Origin of the sequence: Borrelia puertoricensis (assembly GCF_023035875.1) — a bacterium.
Classification (GTDB): domain Bacteria; phylum Spirochaetota; class Spirochaetia; order Borreliales; family Borreliaceae; genus Borrelia; species Borrelia puertoricensis.
In genome coordinates this window covers 871,329-892,090 of the sequence record NZ_CP075379.1, presented here as the reverse complement: position 1 = coordinate 892,090, position 20,762 = coordinate 871,329, and the positions used below count along the sequence as shown (strand labels likewise).

Annotated in this window: 18 protein-coding genes; 6 read left to right on the top strand and 12 right to left on the bottom strand. The window is 27.2% G+C overall.

Features of this window, described 5'->3' with window-relative positions; genetic code table 11:
* Positions 1 to 41: 41 nt before the first annotated feature.
* Both bpuSUM_RS04225 and sbcD read right to left on the bottom strand, forming a co-directional pair.
* Entirely contained in the window at positions 42 to 2,891 is a 2,850-nt protein-coding gene (locus tag bpuSUM_RS04225; protein WP_247066136.1) for an AAA family ATPase, read from the bottom strand.
* A complete protein-coding gene (gene sbcD, locus bpuSUM_RS04220) occupies positions 2,878 to 4,110 on the bottom strand; it encodes an exonuclease subunit SbcD (RefSeq protein ID WP_247066134.1) in 1,233 nt (410 codons plus the stop codon). Before sbcD ends, bpuSUM_RS04225 begins: the two co-directional genes overlap by 14 nt.
* 75 nt (positions 4,111 to 4,185) lie before the next feature.
* On the opposite strand from sbcD, the gene topA reads away from it, so the two are divergent.
* The 5 genes from topA to bpuSUM_RS04195 all read left to right on the top strand — a co-directional run bounded on the left by topA (position 4,186) and on the right by bpuSUM_RS04195 (position 12,171).
* Complete coding sequence (topA, locus tag bpuSUM_RS04215) at positions 4,186 to 6,723, top strand: type I DNA topoisomerase (protein WP_247066133.1); 2,538 nt, start codon at positions 4,186 to 4,188, stop codon at positions 6,721 to 6,723.
* Positions 6,724 to 6,726: 3 nt separating this feature from the next.
* Positions 6,727 to 9,213: an ATP-dependent RNA helicase gene (locus bpuSUM_RS04210; protein ID WP_247066131.1), complete on the top strand. Its 2,487-nt coding sequence runs from the start codon at positions 6,727 to 6,729 to the stop codon at positions 9,211 to 9,213.
* Between the two features lie 142 nt (positions 9,214 to 9,355).
* Positions 9,356 to 10,795: a PTS transporter subunit EIIC gene (locus bpuSUM_RS04205; protein WP_247066129.1), complete on the top strand. Its 1,440-nt coding sequence runs from the start codon at positions 9,356 to 9,358 to the stop codon at positions 10,793 to 10,795.
* Between the two features lie 82 nt (positions 10,796 to 10,877).
* Positions 10,878 to 11,390 carry a hypothetical protein gene (locus tag bpuSUM_RS04200; RefSeq protein WP_247066126.1) on the top strand — a complete coding sequence of 171 codons (513 nt, stop codon included), beginning with the start codon at positions 10,878 to 10,880 and terminating at the stop codon, positions 11,388 to 11,390.
* Positions 11,391 to 11,523: 133 nt separating this feature from the next.
* Entirely contained in the window at positions 11,524 to 12,171 is a 648-nt protein-coding gene (locus bpuSUM_RS04195) for a phosphodiester glycosidase family protein (protein ID WP_430644655.1), read from the top strand.
* Here the strand turns inward: bpuSUM_RS04195 and bpuSUM_RS04190 are convergent.
* Positions 12,164 to 12,712 (bottom strand): TDE1717 family outer membrane beta-barrel protein, encoded by a 549-nt coding sequence (locus tag bpuSUM_RS04190; RefSeq protein ID WP_247066122.1) that lies wholly within the window; start codon positions 12,710 to 12,712, stop codon positions 12,164 to 12,166. The genes bpuSUM_RS04195 and bpuSUM_RS04190 overlap by 8 nt on opposite strands.
* A 78-nt stretch (positions 12,713 to 12,790) precedes the next feature.
* Here bpuSUM_RS04190 and bpuSUM_RS04185 point away from each other — a divergent pair, with 78 nt between their 5' ends.
* On the top strand, positions 12,791 to 13,150 hold the full coding sequence (locus bpuSUM_RS04185; RefSeq protein WP_247066121.1) for a hypothetical protein: 360 nt from the start codon (positions 12,791 to 12,793) through the stop codon (positions 13,148 to 13,150).
* A 175-nt stretch (positions 13,151 to 13,325) separates the two neighbouring features.
* Here bpuSUM_RS04185 and miaA read toward each other — a convergent pair whose 3' ends face one another.
* Genes miaA through bpuSUM_RS04140 form a run of 9 tightly spaced genes read right to left on the bottom strand, consistent with a single transcriptional unit; the run spans position 13,326 to position 20,733 of the window.
* Positions 13,326 to 14,228: a tRNA (adenosine(37)-N6)-dimethylallyltransferase MiaA gene (gene miaA / locus bpuSUM_RS04180; RefSeq protein WP_247066120.1), complete on the bottom strand. Its 903-nt coding sequence runs from the start codon at positions 14,226 to 14,228 to the stop codon at positions 13,326 to 13,328.
* Entirely contained in the window at positions 14,215 to 14,412 is a 198-nt protein-coding gene (locus tag bpuSUM_RS04175) for a DNA-directed RNA polymerase subunit omega (RefSeq protein WP_247066118.1), read from the bottom strand. The genes miaA and bpuSUM_RS04175 overlap by 14 nt, the downstream gene beginning before the upstream one ends.
* 28 nt (positions 14,413 to 14,440) lie before the next feature.
* Positions 14,441 to 14,977, bottom strand: a complete 537-nt coding sequence (gene cmk / locus bpuSUM_RS04170; RefSeq protein WP_247066116.1) for a (d)CMP kinase — start codon at positions 14,975 to 14,977, stop codon at positions 14,441 to 14,443.
* Positions 14,974 to 15,840, bottom strand: a complete 867-nt coding sequence (locus tag bpuSUM_RS04165) for a YicC/YloC family endoribonuclease (protein ID WP_247066114.1) — start codon at positions 15,838 to 15,840, stop codon at positions 14,974 to 14,976. The genes cmk and bpuSUM_RS04165 overlap by 4 nt, the downstream gene beginning before the upstream one ends.
* Positions 15,841 to 15,851: 11 nt before the next feature.
* Positions 15,852 to 17,258, bottom strand: a complete 1,407-nt coding sequence (gene murC, locus bpuSUM_RS04160) for a UDP-N-acetylmuramate--L-alanine ligase (RefSeq protein WP_247066347.1) — start codon at positions 17,256 to 17,258, stop codon at positions 15,852 to 15,854.
* On the bottom strand, positions 17,248 to 18,192 hold the full coding sequence (locus bpuSUM_RS04155; RefSeq protein ID WP_247066112.1) for a hypothetical protein: 945 nt from the start codon (positions 18,190 to 18,192) through the stop codon (positions 17,248 to 17,250). Before bpuSUM_RS04155 ends, murC begins: the two co-directional genes overlap by 11 nt.
* Entirely contained in the window at positions 18,170 to 19,132 is a 963-nt protein-coding gene (locus tag bpuSUM_RS04150; protein ID WP_247066110.1) for an RluA family pseudouridine synthase, read from the bottom strand. Before bpuSUM_RS04150 ends, bpuSUM_RS04155 begins: the two co-directional genes overlap by 23 nt.
* A gap of 4 nt (positions 19,133 to 19,136) precedes the next feature.
* The gene (panF, locus tag bpuSUM_RS04145) at positions 19,137 to 20,558 is read right to left on the bottom strand and encodes a sodium/pantothenate symporter (protein ID WP_247066108.1); all 1,422 of its coding nucleotides are present in this window, start codon (positions 20,556 to 20,558) and stop codon (positions 19,137 to 19,139) included.
* Positions 20,551 to 20,733 carry a DUF997 family protein gene (locus bpuSUM_RS04140; protein ID WP_247066345.1) on the bottom strand — a complete coding sequence of 61 codons (183 nt, stop codon included), beginning with the start codon at positions 20,731 to 20,733 and terminating at the stop codon, positions 20,551 to 20,553. The genes panF and bpuSUM_RS04140 overlap by 8 nt, the downstream gene beginning before the upstream one ends.
* Positions 20,734 to 20,762: the final 29 nt, after the last annotated feature.

Here is a 20,762-nt window from a genome sequence, read left to right as displayed (position 1 = left end):
CTCCATATTTCAAAATACTCAAGTAATTATACAATAAAAAATTATAAACTCTCTATAGTAATTTTAGAACCTGTTGAAATTTTACTTATAACTATCTGGGTCTTAATCTCTTCCTTCAAATAAGAAACATGAGATATTATACCAATTTGACGCCCATCAACACGCTGCAAATCAGAAATCTTTGGAATAACCATTTTTAAAGTATCCTCATCAAGACTCCCAAATCCCTCATCAAGAAAAAATGCTTCTATTTTAAGATCACTATCTCTTATCATGTCTGAGAGAGCTAGAGAAAGTGATAAAGATACAAGAAATTTCTCACCACCAGATAGTGTTTTAACACTACGAGTCATATTTCCATCTTTTTTGCTTTTAACTAAGAAATTAAAATCTTTACTATTTGTATTAATTTCAAGCTCAAAATCAGGCAGAATAATATTTAAATACTTTTTATTTGATATACTTAAAATCTCATCAATCAAAAAACTCTGAACATAATACTTTAAACTAGGAGAAATAGTAACAACTTTTTTTAAAATTTCCAATTTATCATTACGCTCATTTACACTACTTAATTCACTCTTAATATTCTCTAAATTAATCTCATGTGCATTAAGTTCTGCTTTAAGAACCTGCAAGCTTGAAAAATTTGCCTCATACTTACTAATATCCTTAGAGAGAATCTCGATCTGAGATATAAAATTGGATTTCAACCTCATAAAATGCTCTAAACTATTCTTACTAGGGTTTAAAGAATCAAGTGAAAAAATAGGATCCTTAGTACAAAAAACACCTTCAATTGATCTTTTAAAATCAACAAAACTAGAAGTAAACTCAGCAAGTTCATCTTTAAGCTCCATTTTAAAACCTAATATGGTTTGTTTCATAATCTCAATTTGACTCTCAAGTTTAAGTTTTTCATTACTTATATTATCAAGACACAAACTCAATTTAACATGATCATTTTCTATGTCTCTTTTAAACCTTAAAACTTTTTCAAACTCTCTCTCAATTAAAGCAGGCTCAATTAGACTTATCTTTAAATTAACACTAGATAATAAATTTTTTATCTTACCTAAATTTTCTTTAATTTCTACTTCCTTTAAAGAAATTTTAGAATTTAAATCATTGAACATTAATTTTAAAGCTGTAACTTCCTTAAGTTTACTTTCAAAAATCAAAATCTTATCCTTATTAGAATAATCTATATACTTTCGAAATAAATTTTGACCAATTCTTTTTAAAATTTCTGCATTATTTTTCTTAAAATTTAAGACACAACCCTCCCATTTAATTTTATTTTCTCTATTATGCAAGATAGCAATTTTAAGAATATCTAACTCAGATTGCAAAATTTGAAGCTTTGAATTCAATTTTAAGAGCTCATTTAAACTATTGATTTTTAATTTTTCTTTTCCTTGATATACTTTATATGCATCTTCATGATGTTTAAGCTCATCTATATCTTTCTCAACAGACTGTCTATTGCTATTAAGATGTTCTAAAAAATTTCTATATAAATCAATTTTAATATTTATCTCAATAGGTTGTGATAAACCACTATCATTTGACTGTAACAATAAGTCTAATCCATTTTTATACCTCAATATTAATTCTTCATAAAAACCCTTCAATAACTTTAATGCCTTATAATAAACATACTTATCAAAATCAAATGATATTTTTTCTGAATTAATACTTTTAATTTCGACGTTTTTTCTCTTTTGTTCTACTGATAATTTTTTTCTTTGAGCTTCCAATTGCCTCTCTTTTACAAGCAATCTATCATAAGCCTCTTCATCAAAATTCATCTCACATAAAATAACATTCTCATAATATAATTCCTTTACATAATCAAAATTAAAATTGTCTAAATTCAAATATTTAAATTCCTCTAAGTTCCTTTGAATACTTAAAAGCTCTAACGAAAACCGATCTTTATCATTTAATAGTTCGCTTTGCCTTTGAACAAAAATTTTTAAATCCAAAAAATCATTAGAATTATAAAACTTAAGCTTTTCATCTAATTCTAATTTAATCTTTTTCTGCAAAAAATACTCATGATTTAACTTCTTTCCGAACACAACTTTCGAAGATAATTCCAATCCTAAATTATCTATCCTATGTTGAATATCTAAATAATTTTGATTGAACTTTATTATTTTTTCACAAATAACTATCAACTTATAAATATTGTCAAGATTTTCTCTTACAACTCCTACATCAATTAAATTCAAAGATTCAGTCAATTCATTTATTTTTTTTTTATTAATGCTCAGTCTATTTCTCTCTTCCGTATCTAAAAATACTAATCTTTCTTTATTGAATTTTGTAAGTTCTAATTCTTTCTTTAAAAAAATTTCTATATCATCATACTTTTTTAAATTAAAAATATTGTCAATTATTGCTATTTTATTTTTTGGCTTTGAAGTTAAAAACTCCTGAAAATTACCTTGAGGCAAAATAACAGTTTGACAAAACTGTTCAAAATCTAACCTACAAAGACTCTTTATATAAGATAAAACATCATCTTTATTATCAATCAAATTCCCATCACTAAAACAAGTAAGTACCATATTTTTTGGTGTTTCCTTTTGTCTTGTATTAAGTTCAATAAATGACTCATAAATTTTTCCAGAAACAGTGAAAGTAAGTTTAACATAAGCACTATCAAAACCTTTCGAAATTGAATCTGAAATATTTTTATCAAGTCTATAAACTCGTGCATAAAGAGCAAGGGTAATACAATCCAAAATTGTACTTTTTCCAGCTCCAGTATTTCCAGAAATTAAAAAAATTCCCGACTTTTTTAAAACAGAAACATCGAAATTGATCTCATATTCACCTTTATAAGAAGCAATATTTTTAAATACTAACTTATTTATCCTCATATTTGCCTGCTCTTCCTTTAAGTAATACTTCTTCAAAAAGAGCAATAAGTTCTTCTTCCCTAAATTTATTTCCTCTCCTAAAACCATTCTTAATATCTTTTTTTAATTTTTCCTGGAAAAAATACTTCTCATCCCTACTTAGTACTTCATCTCTACTAAGCAACATTCGCCCTTCTTTTAAGGACTCTTCTTCTGAATCTACACAATGATAATAAATATCAAATATATTGATTAAACTTGTCTTTGCAAAATCATAAATCTGCTCTTCAAATTCCGCATCCACTTTTTCATGAAGCTCGATTTTTAAGTAACACAAACAAGAAATTTCATTCTTAATCTTATGTAAATCCTTCATAACCTCATCAAAAGAACCTTGTAAAAGATACAATTTACCAAATACAGGAAGTAAAACCTTACTTTGCTCAACCAATTTACTTTCACTAAAAAACAAGACATTCACATATTTTTTAATATCCTCATCAAATGAATACTGAATTGGTGAACCTGAATAAACTACATTATCTTTTAACTTTTTAAAATTATGAATATGTCCAAGCGCAACATAAGAAAAATTATTGCCAAAAACACTCACAGGTAAAATAGTATTATTTCCAATACTACCAACTACACTACTATTAGAAAAAAAAGAATGTGCAATCAATATTCTAGGAATATGAAGATGCTGCCCATTAAGGGACCCAATAATATTTGATATTTGCTCTTTATAAGCCTTTTCAAGGTTTTTAAGAAAGATATCGTTATGTAGTTCTATATTTTTACAATCTTGATCCACAATAAGTCTTTCATTTATATAAGGCATGCAAACAATAATAAACTTAATATCACCACGGTCTTCTAAGAAGACCACTTGACTAGAAAGTTCATTTCCAGTAACTAAAAAAAAATTAAATCTTGAGAGTATCTTTTTATTAATATTAAAATAATCTCTTTTATCATGATTTCCAGTAATAACTACACACCATTTACAAGAAGTAAAAGATAATTCGTAAAAAAAATCATTTATTAATTTTTGTTCTTCAAGTCCAGGCCTCTTTGAATCATAAATATCACCAGCAATAAGTAAAAGATCAATTTTTTCATTTTTAATAAATCCTAATAAAAAACTTAAAAACTTCTGTTGCTCACCAATCCTAGAAAAATATCCAATTTTTTTACCAATATGCCAATCAGACGTATGTAAAACTCTATAAGTACTCATAAATACCGCATTATTTTTACTGAAAAATTACAACAATTTATACATTATGTTATATTATATATATATAAGGGTTTTATGCAACAAAGAAAATTAATAATAGTAGAATCACCAACAAAAGCAATAACAATCAAGAAATATCTTGACAACTCATTCTTAGTAGAAGCCTGCATAGGACATATAAGAGATTTGCCAAACAGTGCTAAAGAAATACCTGAAGAGTACAAAAAATTTGAATGGGCAACTCTCTCTATAGATCATCAAAATGACTTTAAACCGCTCTACATTATCCCAAACAACAAAAAAACAGTAATTGAAAAACTCAAAAACCTCATAAAAGAGAAAGATGAAATCTATCTTGCCACTGACCAAGATAGAGAAGGTGAAACAATAGCATTCCATTTAAAAGAAGTATTACAAATTAAAAATTATAAAAGAATGGTATTTCATGAAATTACAAAAAGTGCAATAATCGATTCACTAAATAACACAAGAGAAATTAACATGAATCTCGTTAATGCCGGAGAGACAAGAAGAATACTAGATAGACTTTATGGATATACTATCTCTCCTCTACTTTGGAAAAAAATTGCTTACGGACTCTCAGCCGGAAGAGTACAATCCGTTGGCCTTCAATTAATCATAGAAAAAGAAATGACAAGAATAAATTTTAAAAAAGCCAATTATTATTCTGTTACACTTGAATGCAAACACAACAAAAATGATATACAGATTAAAACAATACTTGAAAAGATTAAGAACAAAAATGTAGCTGAGAGCAAAGACTTTGTAAACGACACAGGGGCTTTACACGATCCTGACAAAACAATTGTAATAGATAAAACATTAATGAATATGCTCACAAAGGAGTTAAATAACATAAAAGAGATCGAGGTGATTTCAATTGAAACAAAAGAAATAAAACAAACTCCTCCTAAACCATTCATTACATCTTCTCTTCAACAAGAAGTAAACAGACGATTAAAAATAGGAACCAAACAAATTATGAATTACGCACAAAAACTGTATGAGAACGGCTATATAACTTACATAAGAACAGATTCTTATAACATTGCCAAGACCGCAAGAGAAAAAATAAAAACTATTATAAAACAAAAATATGGTGAAGAATATATAGAAACAAATGATAGATTATATGCCAAAGCTAAAATGGCTCAAGATGCACATGAAGCTATAAGACCTTCTGAACTCTTTACTTCTCCTGAAAAAATACAAATAGAAAGCGAAACTGCTAGAGAAATATATAAAATAATATGGGATAGAACTATTGAATCCGTAATGAAAGATGCAAGAAAAAAAATTATTAAAATAACATTGAAGTATGAAAATTTAACCTTTAAAACAAGTTTCACAACAATCATCTTTGATGGATTTCTAAAAAACAGTAAAGAGCCTTATGAAAACAGTATCATAGATTTTTCTCTTATAAAAGAAGGTGATAAATTTGTCATCTTAGACGTAAAATCAGAAGAGCATGAAACAAAACCTCCACTTAGATATACAGAAGCATCACTTGTGCAAAAACTTGAAAAGGAAGGTATAGGACGTCCTTCAACTTATTCTACTATTATCTCAACACTCTTTGAAAGAGAATATATATTTAAACAGAATAACACACTAATTCCAACAATAAAAGGAGCTGCTGTCATCAATCTCTTAAAAAAATATTTCCCAGTACTAATTGAACTAAAATTTACATCCCACATGGAAGAAAACCTAGATAAAATCGCAATAGGAACACTAGACAAAATAAAATACCTAAATAAATTTTATAATGGAGAAGAAGGTCTTAAGAATACAATAAATAAAATAGAACCCATTATTAGCCCTGAAGAATTTAGAATAGTCTATGAATACACTAATAACAAAAAATTTAGTTATAAAGTCAATCTTGGCAAGTTTGGTCCTTATTTAATTTTTAATGGAAATAATTATGCGATCAATATAACAACACCATTGGAAAACTTATACAAAGAAGATGAAATAAAAAAAATAATATCAGAAAAAGAAATACAACCTAATATATTAGGAATTGATCCTGAAACAGGACTTAATGTAATATATAAAAACTCAAAATATGGAGGAATTGTCCAACTTGGAGAGGATATTTATGCTCCACAAGAATTCACAAAAACAGGTAAACCCAAAAAACCTAAAATAATAAAAGCTAAAAAAATGTCAACAAAAAACATAGAACATGAAAATATAACCCTAGAACTTGCTCTCAAATTACTCTCACTTCCAAAAATAATTGGCGAATATCCAAAAACTCATGAAAAAATAATTGCTACAAAAGGGGTTTTTGGAGATTATATTAAAACTGAAAACAACAGCATAATATGCCCATTAAAAAAAGACACAAAAGCATACGAAATAACACTAGAAGAATCAATTAAACTGCTAGATGCAAAACTAGAAAAAAACGGAATTATTGTAAAAATAATACCACTAGCAAAAAATAAAGTTGGAAATAAAATTTATGTTTACAAACAAAATGATAGATTTTATGCTAAAATTAAGAGGAAAAAGGTCGATTTGCCTACTGATATTGACCTTAATCAAATAGATGCAACTTATATTTTTGGACTAATGTAGGATATGAATGACTTTGAACTTCCAATTTACAAGTATAAAGATAAATTAATTAAAAATCTAAAAACAAACAACGTTTTAATAATAGAGAGTCCAACAGGAAGTGGAAAAACAACACAAATACCAAGGATAATATATGAATCAGGACTAATTAAACTTGGTAAAATTGGTGTAACACAACCAAGAAGAATAGCCACAATATCAATAGCAGAATATATTGCAAAACACATTGGAGTTAAACTTGGAGAAGAGGTGGGATATAAAATAAGATTTCAAGAAGTCACAAGCTCTAAAACAAAGATAAAATTAATGACAGATGGGGTTTTATTACAAGAACTCAAAAAAGACACCCTACTTTATGAATATGACGTAATAATAATAGATGAGGCTCATGAGAGAAGTTTAAACATAGACTTCATACTAGGGCTTATTAAAGATATATTAAACAAAAGAGATGATTTTAAAGTCATAATCTCATCTGCCACAATAAATACACAAGTATTTTCAAAATACTTTAACAACGCTCCAATACTTAGCATAGAAACAATTACTTATCCTGTACAAATAATCTATAATCCACCACCACTCAATACATCAAAATCAATGATATTAAAAATAAAAGAAATAATTAGTGGTATAATCAAAGAAAAAAAAGAAGGTGATATCCTTATATTCCTATCTGGAGAGAAAGAAATAAAAGAAACGATAAAAGAAATTTATGAACTGAATTCCAAACAAGACTTAATAATATTACCTTTATATGGTCGGATGGCAAAAGAAGCACAAGAACAAATATTTATGCCTACACCAAAGAATAAAAGAAAAATTATAGTATCAACAAACATTGCAGAAACTTCAATTACAATTGAAAATATCAAGATAGTAATTGATAGCGGAAAAGTCAAAACAAATAAATTTCAGATGAAAACACACACTTACTCACTGCAAGAAGTAGCAATTTCAAAATCATCTGCAACACAAAGAGCAGGAAGAGCAGGAAGACTTGCAAAGGGAACATGCTACAGATTATATAAAAGAGATGAATATCAATTAAGAGATGAATATCAAAAGGAAGAAATATACAGAACAGATCTCTCTGAAGTAATCTTAAGAATGGCGGATATTGGAATTAGAAATTTTACAAAATTTGACTTCATTTCAAAACCATCAATTAAATCTATTCAAACAGCAAGTGACATATTAAAATCCTTAGATGCAATAAATGAAAAAAATGAACTTACGGAAATTGGGAAATATATGATCATATTTCCTCTAATACCAATACATTCAAGAGCTTTAGTGGAAGCAATGATAAACTATCAACAAGCAATATACCCAACCACAATTGGACTATCATTTTTATCCACAAGTGGAATTTTCTTACTACCTCAAAACGAAGAAATAGAAGCCAGACAAGCCCATCTAAAATACAAAAATCCACTGGGTGACTTAATAGGATTTATTAACATATTTGAAGATTATAAAAAAGCCATTAATAAAGAAACCTTTGCTAAAGACAACTATTTAGACTTACAAGGTCTTGAAGAAATTACTAACGTACAAAGACAACTTGAAAATATTGTAAGTAGCTTTAACATACCAATAGCACACAAACATGAAATTGATTACGAAGGGTATTTAAAATCCATAATGAGAGGCATGAAAGATTATATTTGCTTTAAAACTTCAAAAAATAAATATAAAACAATCAAAGCCCAAAATATAGTAACCCATCCGGGATCACTTATTAACACAGATTCTGTAAAATATTTCGTAGCAGGAGAAATAATAGAGACAAGTAAAAGATATGCCAGATCAATTGGGGTACTTAAAAAAGAATGGATCAATGATATTCAATTTGAAGAAAATGAACAAACAAATACTCAACAAGAAAATAAAAAAATAAATCACACCCACAAAAACATAGCAAAAAAAGGTAAAAAACATTTATTAGAAAATGAAATAATTATTGGGGGAAAGAAATTTAATACTCACAATGAAAATAAAAATCAATTAATAATTAGCTTAAAGGAAGTTCAAGAATTAATCTCAAAAAGATTAAAAAACTCAGAAGAAAAAGCAATAAGAAATGTCCTTGCAAAATTAACACATGAAAATTTAATAATATTCAAAAATAAGCAATTAATAGAAATAATGCGTATAGTAAATGGTATGGAATTAGACTGGTCGCTCATTAAAACATATGAAAACGCAAATATCAACATTAATGAAATTGATAAGATGCAAAATATTTTAGCATGCACTATGCATTTCATTAAACATCCCAATAAAAAATCGGTTCTCTTCTTATCACTTAGAAGTGACTACTCTGACAATTTTTGGCTCAAACCCCAAAAAAGCTTTATCATAGCAATCGAGGAATCAATGGATAGCATAAAAAACCTGATCGACAACCAAGACAATATTAAGAAACTTGATCCTATTAAAAAAATAATAAATAAAGTTTATAAAAAACTAAACTTCTTTTTTTAAAAATTCATAAATCACATTTAAGATTGTAAAAATAAACATTAACAAATAAAAAAATAAATTAAATTTATTTAATCTAGAATCATATTTAAAGTTAATATACACTGTAACTAATAAAAAATATATAAATTAATGGAGGGTAAATATGAATAATTTAATTAAAAATATACAAAATCTAGGAAAAGCTGTACAAACTCCTGCAGCCGTTTTACCAATTGCTGGTCTTTTACTTGGCTTTGGATACCTCATAATAGAAACTACAGAACCTTCTAACATGCTTAGACAAATTGGCAAATTAATGGAACAATCAGGCAGTGCCATTTTTGGGAATTTACCCATACTATTTGCAATCGGAACTGGAATGGGACTATCTAAAAATAATAAAGCAGCCGCAGCACTTGGAGGGGCCGTAGGATACCTAATTTTAAATGCAGGACTATCTACATTTACAATAATGATTAACGGCAAATCAGAACCTGTTAACATGTCCGTTTTGGGAGGTATTATTACAGGCACAAGTTCAGCCATGCTTAGCGATAGAATAATAAACTATAAAATACCACAATTTTTAGGTTTTTTTTCAGGGCAAAGACTAGTGCCAATAGCGAATGGAATATTGTCTGCAATACTTGCTATAATATTTGCTTTCATATGGGCACCTCTACAAATAACTATTAATCAAATTGGAAACTGGATGATAGAAGCTGGTAATTTAGGAATATTTGTATTCGGCTTCTTAAATAGACTTCTCATAATAACAGGCCTACATCAGCTTTTAAACACTTTAGTATATTTTGTATTCGGAGAATATACCACAAATGACGGCAATATCATCCAAGGAGAAATCACAAGATATTTAAATGGGGATCCAAACGCTGGCGCATTTACATCAGGGATGTATCCAGTGATGCTGTTTGGACTACCAGGTGCAGCTCTTGCAATATACTTAACATCAAAAAAAGAAAGAAGAAAAGAAGTAGGTGGTATTTTACTCTCTGCATCACTCACCTCATTTTTAACAGGAATTACAGAACCAATAGAATACACATTTATGTTAATAGCACCTTTACTTTATCTAATACATGCGATCTTAACTGGAATATCATTAGTAATTACTAATATACTTGAAATACGCATAGCATTTTCACTCTCAGCAGGAATAATAGATTACTTCTTAATGTTTCCAAAATCAACAAATGCTTTACTAATATTACCAATAGGACTTGTAATTGGAACTGTATACTTCACTATTTTCATAACACTAATCAAAACATTTCAAATTAAAACACCTGGTCGTGAAGACAATACTAAACAGCAAACAATTTCTAATAATGATTCCAAGCTATCTCAAAACAAAAATTTTGAAAAAATTATTCAAGCTCTTGGGGGAATTGACAATATAACAGATATTGATTCATGTTTTACACGATTAAGAGTAGACGTCAAGTCTCCCTTATTAGTAAATAAAGATTTAATGAATCAGCTTGGAGCTACTGGAACAATCATTACGTTAGGAAATCAAGTGCAAGTAATATTCGGCGCAAAATCCGAACAAATTTCAAATTATATAAAATCTAAAACTTAAATCACAAAGAATAAGAAGAAATAAATAAAATTTTTCTTCTTATTTTCACTAAAAAAGTGTATAATATCTTAAATAAAATTACATGAACCTAACACAATCTAAAATATTGCTGATCCTGTTATTAATAATTCCTTTTATTCTAACATATGGTACAGATAAAGAAAACTTGGAAAAATTAAATAAATTATACATGCTATACGACTTAAATAACAATTTACCAAAAGAACTCGAAACAATAAATGCAATCAAAAATCTAAATTCAGAGTACCATTATCTACTCATGGTCAAATATTTACTTAAAATAAAGAAATATGAAGAAGCTAATAATTTTTTAAAAAAAATACAAGAGCCTAAAGATAAAAACATAAAAAACGAAATTTTGTTACTAAAACTTAGAATCAATGAAGAAAACATAAGCGAGGACGAAATCAATGACATCTTACATAAACATAAAGAGTTAGACATAAAAATAATTTATCAATTATATAACATTTCAAGAATAAAAAATAACAAAACTTCTTTAAAGATAAAAAACATAATTTTAAACAACTATCCTAAAAGCATTTATTCTTATAAAATAAAGAGAAATGAATAAAAAATTTTTAAGCGTAATAATATTAATTTTGGCAGTAAGCGTCTTATCAGCACAAAAATCATTCAATCCAGAAGATGTGGAAATGAGATATGAAATCATTAAAGGTTCTTTTAAAGAAAGTAATTACGTCATTATCAAGATTAAAAACAAAAATTTAAAGTTCATAATATCAAAACCTATTTATGATACAAAAAATAATAATTACTACTTTAATGGACAAACAACAAGTCAATTTTTACTTTCTAACAAGGTAGATATTGCTATTAACACTAGCCCATATGAGATTAAAGACAATATATTTTACCCTAACGGTTTATACATATATGATAAAAAAATAATCTTCAATGCAAAAAAAGATCAAGGAATAATTATAATCAAAAACAATCAAATAATATTAAATCCCAAGCAAGATGAAATCAAAAATTCTGACTATGGTTTTAGCGGCTTCTTTCCTTTAATCAAAAATGGAAAATACAAAAAAATTTTTAAAGAAAATAAACATCCAAGAACAATAATAGGTAGTGATAAAGGAAACAAACACCTATATCTAATAACGGTAGAAGGAAGAGGCGCTAATAATAGCAAAGGAATCTCGTTAAATGAAGCAATAGATCTATCATTAAGTTATGGTATTAACAACTCTATTAATCTAGATGGAGGTGGTTCAAGCACACTTGTAACAAAATCCAAAAACTCTGCTTATAAACTTAATGCCACATCTAACCTTTTTGGACAAGAGAGAATAGTCCCTTTTCACTTAGGAATAAAACTGCCTAACTGAGAAATTGCCAACCAATATTAATTCCAAGAGTAACTTCAGTTGTGAGAGAAGAAAAATTCTTTACAGAAAGAGAAGTAGGTGAAATTGAAAGCATAAATAAAGGTCTAATATAAAGTCCTTTAACTTCAGGAACGAAAAAATCCGTAGCAAATCCTAAAGACAAAAACACCAAATTTTGTCTCTTAGTACTTAAATCAAGTGTATATTTAATCCCAAGAATGGGGAATAATGTTCTAACATATTCCTTAAAAACAATAGGATAAATTCCATAAAGCCCAAAAGCAAAATATCTACTATGATGACTAGATAAAAAAGCATCTTTATAAGAGATATCCAAAATAACATAATTAGCATCAAAGAATAAACTTAGATTTATTCCATTATCCACTCTACTATAATTTTTTATAGATTTACTTATATCACTTTTGCTAGTATAATTAGTAAATTGATAAGCAAATCCCCCTCCAAAAGATAATGGATATGCGAATATTAAAGCACTTGAAGGAAAAAATAAAAATAATAAAAAAATATATTTTTTCATTGATAATCCTTACACTTTCTAAAGAAACATTATATTATTATATATAAATGTATATCAAGTAACATATATAATAAAATTATGAAAATGAAATTACTATCTTTAATCTCTATAATATTTTTAACATGCAGCAAAAAATCAGAAATTTCTTTAATAAAAAAATTTAACTTACCCAAAAGCAGTATTTTAGGATTTTCAAGAAAAGTAGGAATCATAACAAAAAATTATGCTATTTTAAACAATGTAACTAAAACGGACAATACTAACTATAATTATCTAACAATAATTAGAAAAGACGAAATAGTAAAAATTGAAAAAATAATGCAAAATACAGAAAAATACGGAATTAAAGGCAAATGGATACTAGCAACCTACAAAGGAAAAAAAGGATACATCTTTAGTAAAGACATAAATATAATAGATAATATTATTATTGAATAAACTAAATTAAGTAAACTAATAATATAAAAATGTTAGCTAGTAAAAAACCAACTAACATTTTTATTACTTGTTCTTCTTTTTATGTCTATTCTTTCTTCTCTTTTTTTTTCGCTTATGAGTAGATATTCTTTGTAATTTTCTTTTTCTTCCGCAAGGCACTCTTCATATCTCCTTATTAAACAAAAATTAAATCCAAAATGTCTCTTAAATCATCATCTGGATGAAACCACAAAACATTAGGAATTTTATCAAAAAAAGTCATCTGCCTTTTTACATATAAAAATGAATTTTTAACTATTAAATCTATTATATCATTTAACATAAAATAAGGTCTACTCTTCCACAACAAAAATTCACGATACCCTATTCCTTTAAAAGCCGGTGTTGTCTCATCGTATCCTTTCCCTAATAAACTCTTAATCTCTTCAAGTAATCCATAATCAATCATATCCTCTACCCTAGATATTATTCTAGACCTCATCTCGTCCATAGGCCTTTTCAGGCCAATAGCTAAAATATCCTCAATTATCTGACCTTTTTTTAAAAATTGACTAATTGGAATACCTGTTTGATAATAAACTTCAAGCGATCTTTTAATTCTATAAATATCATTTTCACTGATTGATTCATATCTTTCAAAGTCTACTCTCTTAAGTTCCTCTAAGAGATAATCCTTCCCCCTTGTAATAAAAAGACTATTTACATAAAATCTTATTTCAGAAGAAACAGGCGGTGTACTGGGCAATCCATATTGTAAATGCTTAAAATAAAAAGCCGACCCACCTACAAATACAGGAAGCTTATTTTGATCTCTTAAATTCTTTATTATCTTGCTTGATTCTTTATAAAAAATTCCAAGATTATATTCTTTAATCGGTTCCAAAAAATCCACTAAATGATGTTTTATATGAGACCTCAATTCAACACTAGGCTTACAAGACGCAATATCAAACTCTTTATAAACTTGAATAGAATCGACATTAATTACTTCAGCTATACCTTTTGGGAAATTGAATAAAATATCACTTTTACCTACAGCCGTAGGACCAAAAATAAAAACTATTTTATTTTTCTTCAATTGAATACGTAAATCGACCTGTTACAATATCATTAAAAGCCTGACTCACTACTCTCTCATCAGAAATAGCATGTTCTGCTAAAGAAATTTGATCAATAATCTGATCTGTACGAACTATCACTGCCATAACAAGTTCATAATAATTGCCATCAAAATCTTGTATCTCTTTTAAAGGTATTTTCATTTCTCTAAAATCTCCTTAATTTATTTACTTAATATATAAGACCTCTATTCTCTATCTCATCCTTTATCAATTCAAAAACTTTATTTGCAGATTTATCAGTTGTATCAACTATAAAATCAGCTATATCTAAATAATTATCAATATCTATATTATATACAGATAAATATCTCTTTGAATCATTAGAATCTCTATTGAAAGTGCTCCTCAAAATATCAGAATACATACCGCCTTCTCTGTTTATTATTCTCTCTGTCCGAATTTCTATCTTAGCATAAAGATATATCTTTAAATCGGCATTTTTTGCAAGCCAAATTGCAAGACGAGATGCAAGAACTGTATTATCCTCTTTTGAAAGCTCCAATAATTTATTATCAAGATATTCATCCCAATAATGATCATTTCTACCAATGATTTCTTTCTCATAAAACGTATCGAAGGACATATTCTTCTCTCTAGCAATATCATGAAAAGTATAATTAATAAGCTTTAGACCATAATGCTTTGCAAGCATTCCACTAATAGTTGTATTACCACAACCACTCTTGCTAGAAACAGCTATTCTCATTCAATATTCCTTAGATGTTCTTTTATTTTTTCTAAATTTAATTTCATATTTAAAACTAAATTTCTAATATCAAGATCAATGGCTTTGTTGCTCATTGTTGTAACCTCTCTATGCATTTCCTGAACAATAAACTCCAAAATTTTGCCACATACTTCATTTTCAAGATTTTGATAAAAATTATCTATATGTGAATATAATCTTACTACTTCCTCATTAATATCTAATCGAATTGACATTTTAGCAGCCTCTTCTGCAATATTAATATCACTAAAATCATCCATTAATTTTAATAAATTTTCCTTAAGACTTAAGAAAAGTTTATTATTTATACTACTCTGAGATCCCTTTAACAATTCTAAATCATTCCGTATTAACATAAGAATTGAAATTATATCTTGTTTAGTATTTTCACCCTCAAAAGTTCTACTTTTATCATAATTTAATAAAGTCTCTTCCAAAACTTCCTTAAAAGCATGATAAACCATTTCTTGATTAACATCACCCCCATCAACAATTAAAGCCCCTCTTAGAGATAAAAAATCACTAAGACTCAATTCATCCTTAATGTTTAAATTACTATGCAATAAGCTATCTCTAAGGTGAGAAATAGCTTCAATATAATGAGGATTTAAACTAAAATTAACATTGGGAATCATTTCTTTATACCCTACATTTAAGAAAACATTGCCCCTTTTAACATAATTTGAAATTAAATTCCTTATCTCAAGCTCATAAGCATATAAAACTTCAGGTAATTTAAATTTAAATTCTAAAAACCTACCATTATAAGATTTTAAGTTAACACTAAACATATAATTTGAAACAACTCTTTCTAAGTGAAAAAATCCAGTCATACTTTTCATTCATAATACCTTTACAAAAAATCATGCAAAATAAAATTATTACCAGCTCCCATTGTAACAAATAAATCATTTCTCTTTAACAAACCCTTTATAAAATCAACAGAATCGACTACTTCCTTAAAAAAATAAACATTTTGATTTAAATCTTTAAGAGCAAGAAACAGTTCTTTAGAAAGTTTATTAGGATCAAAATCTTCTCTAACTGAAAGATATATATTATGCAAAATCAAAACATCAACTTTACTTAAAACTTTAACGAACTCACCAAAAAGAACTTTTGTCCTTGTAAATGTATGTGGCATAAAATCTAAAATAATACGCCTACCCTTATAAAAAGTCTTCAATCCCAAAAGAGTACTTTCAATTTCTTTTGGATGATGAGCATAATCATCAAGATATATAACTCCATCTTTTTCCATGATAAATTCCATCCTTCTTTTTATGCCCATGTACTCTTTAGCTATCATCTTTATCCGATCATCAAAACTCCAAACCAATTTTTTATGTTCCTCGAAAAATAACTTTAACGCCAAAAGTGATAATGCAAAATTTAAAACATTATGCATCAAAGGAGACCTTAGTCTAATATCAATACCTCCCAAAAAATCAAACTTCAAAAACTCGTCTATCACCTCAAAATGTTCAATCTTAAAATCAGCTAAAGAATTAAATCCAACACTAAACACTTTAATATCTTTTCTTAAAATTCTATTTTTAATTTCAAGAAAATTAACTTCATCAGCATTTATTATTAATATTCCATTTTTCTTTAAATTATTAATATACTGCAAGAAAACATTCTCAACTGCTTCATAATTTTCAAAAAAATCAACATGCTCATAATCGATATTAGTTAAAACAATCACATCCGGTGAAAAGTGTAAAAAATGATTCCTATACTCACAAGTTTCTGCAATAAATATATTGCTTTGACCAACAAGACTAGATTTATCTCCAAAATCTTTAACACTAGCACCTAATATTACATTAGGCTGTAATCCCAGACCATTAAACAATAGACCCAAGAATGCTGCTGTAGTAGTTTTGCCATGAGAACCTGCAACTCCAATACTATAATACTTTTTAGAAATCTTTCCAATAACCTCAGGATAAGATAGAATAGGAATGCCAAGTTCACGCGCTTCTAACAAAACAGATAAATTATCCTTATCATAAGCCGGTGAATATATTAAAATATCATATGATTTATTATGAACCTTGAGTGAAAACTCATAAATATTTTCATAATAAGATATATTATTGCTAATTAATATATCTTCTGTATGAAATTTTAAAGGAACATCGACACCTTCTACAAAATACCCCTTAGCATTAAAAAAACAAGCAAGTGAACAAAGTCCAGAGCCCTTAATGCCTACAAAAAAAATATTACTCAAATTATCCAAGTCAACATTCATCATGCTTTTCCAAATCACCTTCTTGATCATAAAATTTATGTATAATAACATCAATACCAGATATATTAATTACCGTATATTTTAGTACGTTTTCAATAATATAATTTCTAAGCATCTCCGCATCATTAAGTAAATTATTTTCAAGTGGAATATCTAAAAAAAGCTTAAAAGAATAACTGCCCTGATTTTTTTTAATCTTCAAATTATAGACAATATAATTTTCATTATATTCAGAAACACAATGTTCAATAATTTGTCTTACAGCATTTTTAGAAACAGATAAAATGCCACCCTCTTCATGAAAATGAGGCTTTACAATAGAACGAATATAGTTTCTTTTTTTTGATAAAAATCCTTTTCTTTTAAAAAAAACTCGTATTGAATCTAATAATAAATTAGGCTTAATAGACGTTATCTCAAAAGCAGCTGCTGGAACAACATGTTCGCCCATTTGTCTTGAAATTTTTGCCTTTTCTATTTCTCTTTTAGTAGAAATATCTGTTATATAAATAATTTTAGAAGAACTGGGTAAGAAAAGTCTAGAGGTTATTTTATCTATCATTCGAATACTTGTTCCCAATATTAATATTTTATTGAAATTCTCTCTGCGAAGTGCTTCAACAATTTCGTTTCTATGAACATCATCTTCAAAAATAGAACGTCTTATTGCATCAAACATATTATTCTCAAATTTAGCAGAACTCCCAGCAATAATTTTCATATTTTTTATTAAAACACCATCATCAATTATCAAAGGAATAGAATATTTATCTGCTATCAAATGGGATCTAAAACTTTTTCCAGTACCAGCAACACCCACTAAAGAATAAACCTTAATTTTTACAAACTTATGTTTAATAGCAATTGAAATGTCCTTAACTGTACCTAAAATATTTTTAAATGTGCACTTATCAAATAAATCCCTTAAAATCATATACACCAAAAATATTACTTATCTGTTTTAAAAAATCTGAACTAGGTTCAACAAAAAATTCATTTCTTAAAAATAATGACTGGTTAAATTTTATCAAAAAAGAATGTAAAAAGTAATTGGTTTTTACAAATTGAGAATCATATTTTTTATCATTAATCAAGGCATGTCTATTAAATGCACATTGTGCTCTTATTTGATGTGTAAATCCCGTCTTAATTGACACCTCTGCAAGTGTTGAGGACTTAGACACTAAAATTGGTTTAATATCAGTTATAGCATTACATTTATCTATATCATTGATAACAAAAGTTTTTCTTGCAATCTTATCTCGGTATAAGAAATTTTTATAAGTCAAAGGTTTTGTAATCACACCATTAAGTAAAGCAAGATACTTTTTAATAACAATACCACTACTAAATGCCTGACTTAAAATTCTTGCAGAATTTATATTTTTTGCAAAAATAATAAGTCCTGAGGTATTTCTATCTAATCTATGCACAGCTGAGGGTTTAAAACTAAGAGAGCCAAGACTTTCATCTAAAAGATAAGCAGCAATCAAAGTATCAAGTGAATATTTATCCCCATGAACCAAAATTCCCTTTCTCTTATTAATTACAAGCAAATCCGTGTCCTCATATACTATTCTTTTCTTTATATCTCTTAATATAGCAGCATCATCTTTGACTATTACCCTGTTTAAACTCAAACCCTGAAGTAAAGGTTTATACAAATAAATTTCATCATCCTTAAAAATTCTATGCGAAAAAGAAACCTTTAAATTATTTAAAAGAATATCTCCATTTCTAATATGCCTGATTATTTTAGATTTAGGAAATTTTAAAAATTTTATCAACACTGCATCAAGTCTCTTACCATCGTCATTATTTAGAACATTAATAACACTATATTTACCAACATCCCTAGCATTTAAAGATAACATACAACTAAATTTTACTACATTTTTGACAAACAAAATTAGTTATCAAAAATGAACATACAGAGATAAAGAGCGAAGGAACAATAGGATGAAAATAATAACTACCTACTTTACCATAAAAAACTATGATCAAATAACTTAAAAGTCCCAAAAACTGAGAAATAAAAGCCGATATTTTACTTACAAAATTAAAATAAAGTCCAAAAACAATAATGGAAAAAAATGAAACTTCCAAAGCTCCAATTGCGAAAATATTTAAAAAAAGCAAAAAGTCAGGTGGTTTTAAAGATAAAAAAACTATTATTAACATAAAACAAACATTAGAAATAATAATAATTTTATTAATTCCAATCTTATCACTAATATTTTTACTTAATAACAATATTGTCTTTACAAAAATAGAAGACAGCAAAAGAAAACCTGAATCTATCGTAGACATTATCGCTGATAAGAGTCCTACAAAAAATAATATAAATATTTTAGGATTTAAAACCTTTAATGCTACATTTAAGACAACTTTATCATTTGGTTCTAATTCAGGAAAAATAATAAGAGAAAAAAAACCTATTACATGCATAATAACAACTAAAAATCCTATTACAAAAGTAACAATAGGAAGAGAAAATCTAATAGCTTTCACATCTTTAAATGCTATAAAATTATTAACAAATTGTGGTAGCCCAAATACCCCAATTCCTATTAGTATCCAAAAAGAAATTATATATTCAATTTTCAAATCCAAATTTGACGGTAAAAATAGATCATCGTTAAGATTCAACCGAGCCATCTTAAAAAGATTACTAATTCCACCTCCCAAATCAACCAACCTTAAAAATAATAGTACAGACGCTATGATCATCAAAATACCTTGTATTAAATCCATATATGCTATCATCTTAAACCCTCCCAAGCAAACATATAAAAAAACAAATAGAGAGAAAAAAATAAGAGCATCAGTATAATTAATTTGAAAAAAAACCTCTAAAAGTTTAGCACCTCCCATAAGCTGAGCTGAGATTAAAAACAAAGAGAAAAAAATTATTATCAAACCACTAATAAAAACTAAAGATCGACTAAGATATCTATATCCAATATAATCAACAATATTTACTGCATTAACTTTTTTAGCTTCCAAATTCAATTTCTCACCAATCATGACAAATGAAATTAAACTTGTAGGAATTTGAATAACTGCTAAAAATATAAAAGACAATCCATATCTATAAACAGCCGAAGGCCCTGAAATAAAACTACTAGCACTAACATAAGTAGAAGCAACAACTAATGACATTACAAAAAAATTCAGACCTTTATTTGCAAGAAAATAATTATGTAAAAATGACACTCCTCCCCTTTTTTTTCCTAAAAAGATGCCAAAAGCACAATATGAAATTAAAAAGATAAGAAATAAAAAAAATGCTTTAGTCATTCTTAAAAATAATCATAAAAAAACACACTAATAACAAACTGAAAATAGGAAACAAGATACATGATAAAAAAAACCAAAGAGGAATATTAAATATATCAATAGGAAAGTAAGATAAATAAGCTGATAAAAGCCACCAAATAAATAGAAATAAATATATAATACTTGCAAAAAACACTTTATTTATCAATTAAAAATCCCCTTGAA

Coding starts and splice junctions, on each gene's coding strand:
- bpuSUM_RS04225 (WP_247066136.1), bottom strand. CDS start 2,891: ATGAGGATAAATAAGTTAGTATTTAAAAATATTGCTTCTTATAAAGGT.
- sbcD (WP_247066134.1), bottom strand. CDS start 4,110: ATGAGTACTTATAGAGTTTTACATACGTCTGATTGGCATATTGGTAAA.
- topA (WP_247066133.1), top strand. CDS start 4,186: ATGCAACAAAGAAAATTAATAATAGTAGAATCACCAACAAAAGCAATA.
- bpuSUM_RS04210 (WP_247066131.1), top strand. CDS start 6,727: ATGAATGACTTTGAACTTCCAATTTACAAGTATAAAGATAAATTAATT.
- bpuSUM_RS04205 (WP_247066129.1), top strand. CDS start 9,356: ATGAATAATTTAATTAAAAATATACAAAATCTAGGAAAAGCTGTACAA.
- bpuSUM_RS04200 (WP_247066126.1), top strand. CDS start 10,878: ATGAACCTAACACAATCTAAAATATTGCTGATCCTGTTATTAATAATT.
- bpuSUM_RS04190 (WP_247066122.1), bottom strand. CDS start 12,712: ATGAAAAAATATATTTTTTTATTATTTTTATTTTTTCCTTCAAGTGCT.
- bpuSUM_RS04185 (WP_247066121.1), top strand. CDS start 12,791: ATGAAAATGAAATTACTATCTTTAATCTCTATAATATTTTTAACATGC.
- bpuSUM_RS04175 (WP_247066118.1), bottom strand. CDS start 14,412: ATGAAAATACCTTTAAAAGAGATACAAGATTTTGATGGCAATTATTAT.
- cmk (WP_247066116.1), bottom strand. CDS start 14,977: ATGAGAATAGCTGTTTCTAGCAAGAGTGGTTGTGGTAATACAACTATT.
- bpuSUM_RS04165 (WP_247066114.1), bottom strand. CDS start 15,840: ATGAAAAGTATGACTGGATTTTTTCACTTAGAAAGAGTTGTTTCAAAT.
- murC (WP_247066347.1), bottom strand. CDS start 17,258: ATGAATGTTGACTTGGATAATTTGAGTAATATTTTTTTTGTAGGCATT.
- bpuSUM_RS04155 (WP_247066112.1), bottom strand. CDS start 18,192: ATGATTTTAAGGGATTTATTTGATAAGTGCACATTTAAAAATATTTTA.
- bpuSUM_RS04150 (WP_247066110.1), bottom strand. CDS start 19,132: ATGTTATCTTTAAATGCTAGGGATGTTGGTAAATATAGTGTTATTAAT.
- panF (WP_247066108.1), bottom strand. CDS start 20,558: ATGACTAAAGCATTTTTTTTATTTCTTATCTTTTTAATTTCATATTGT.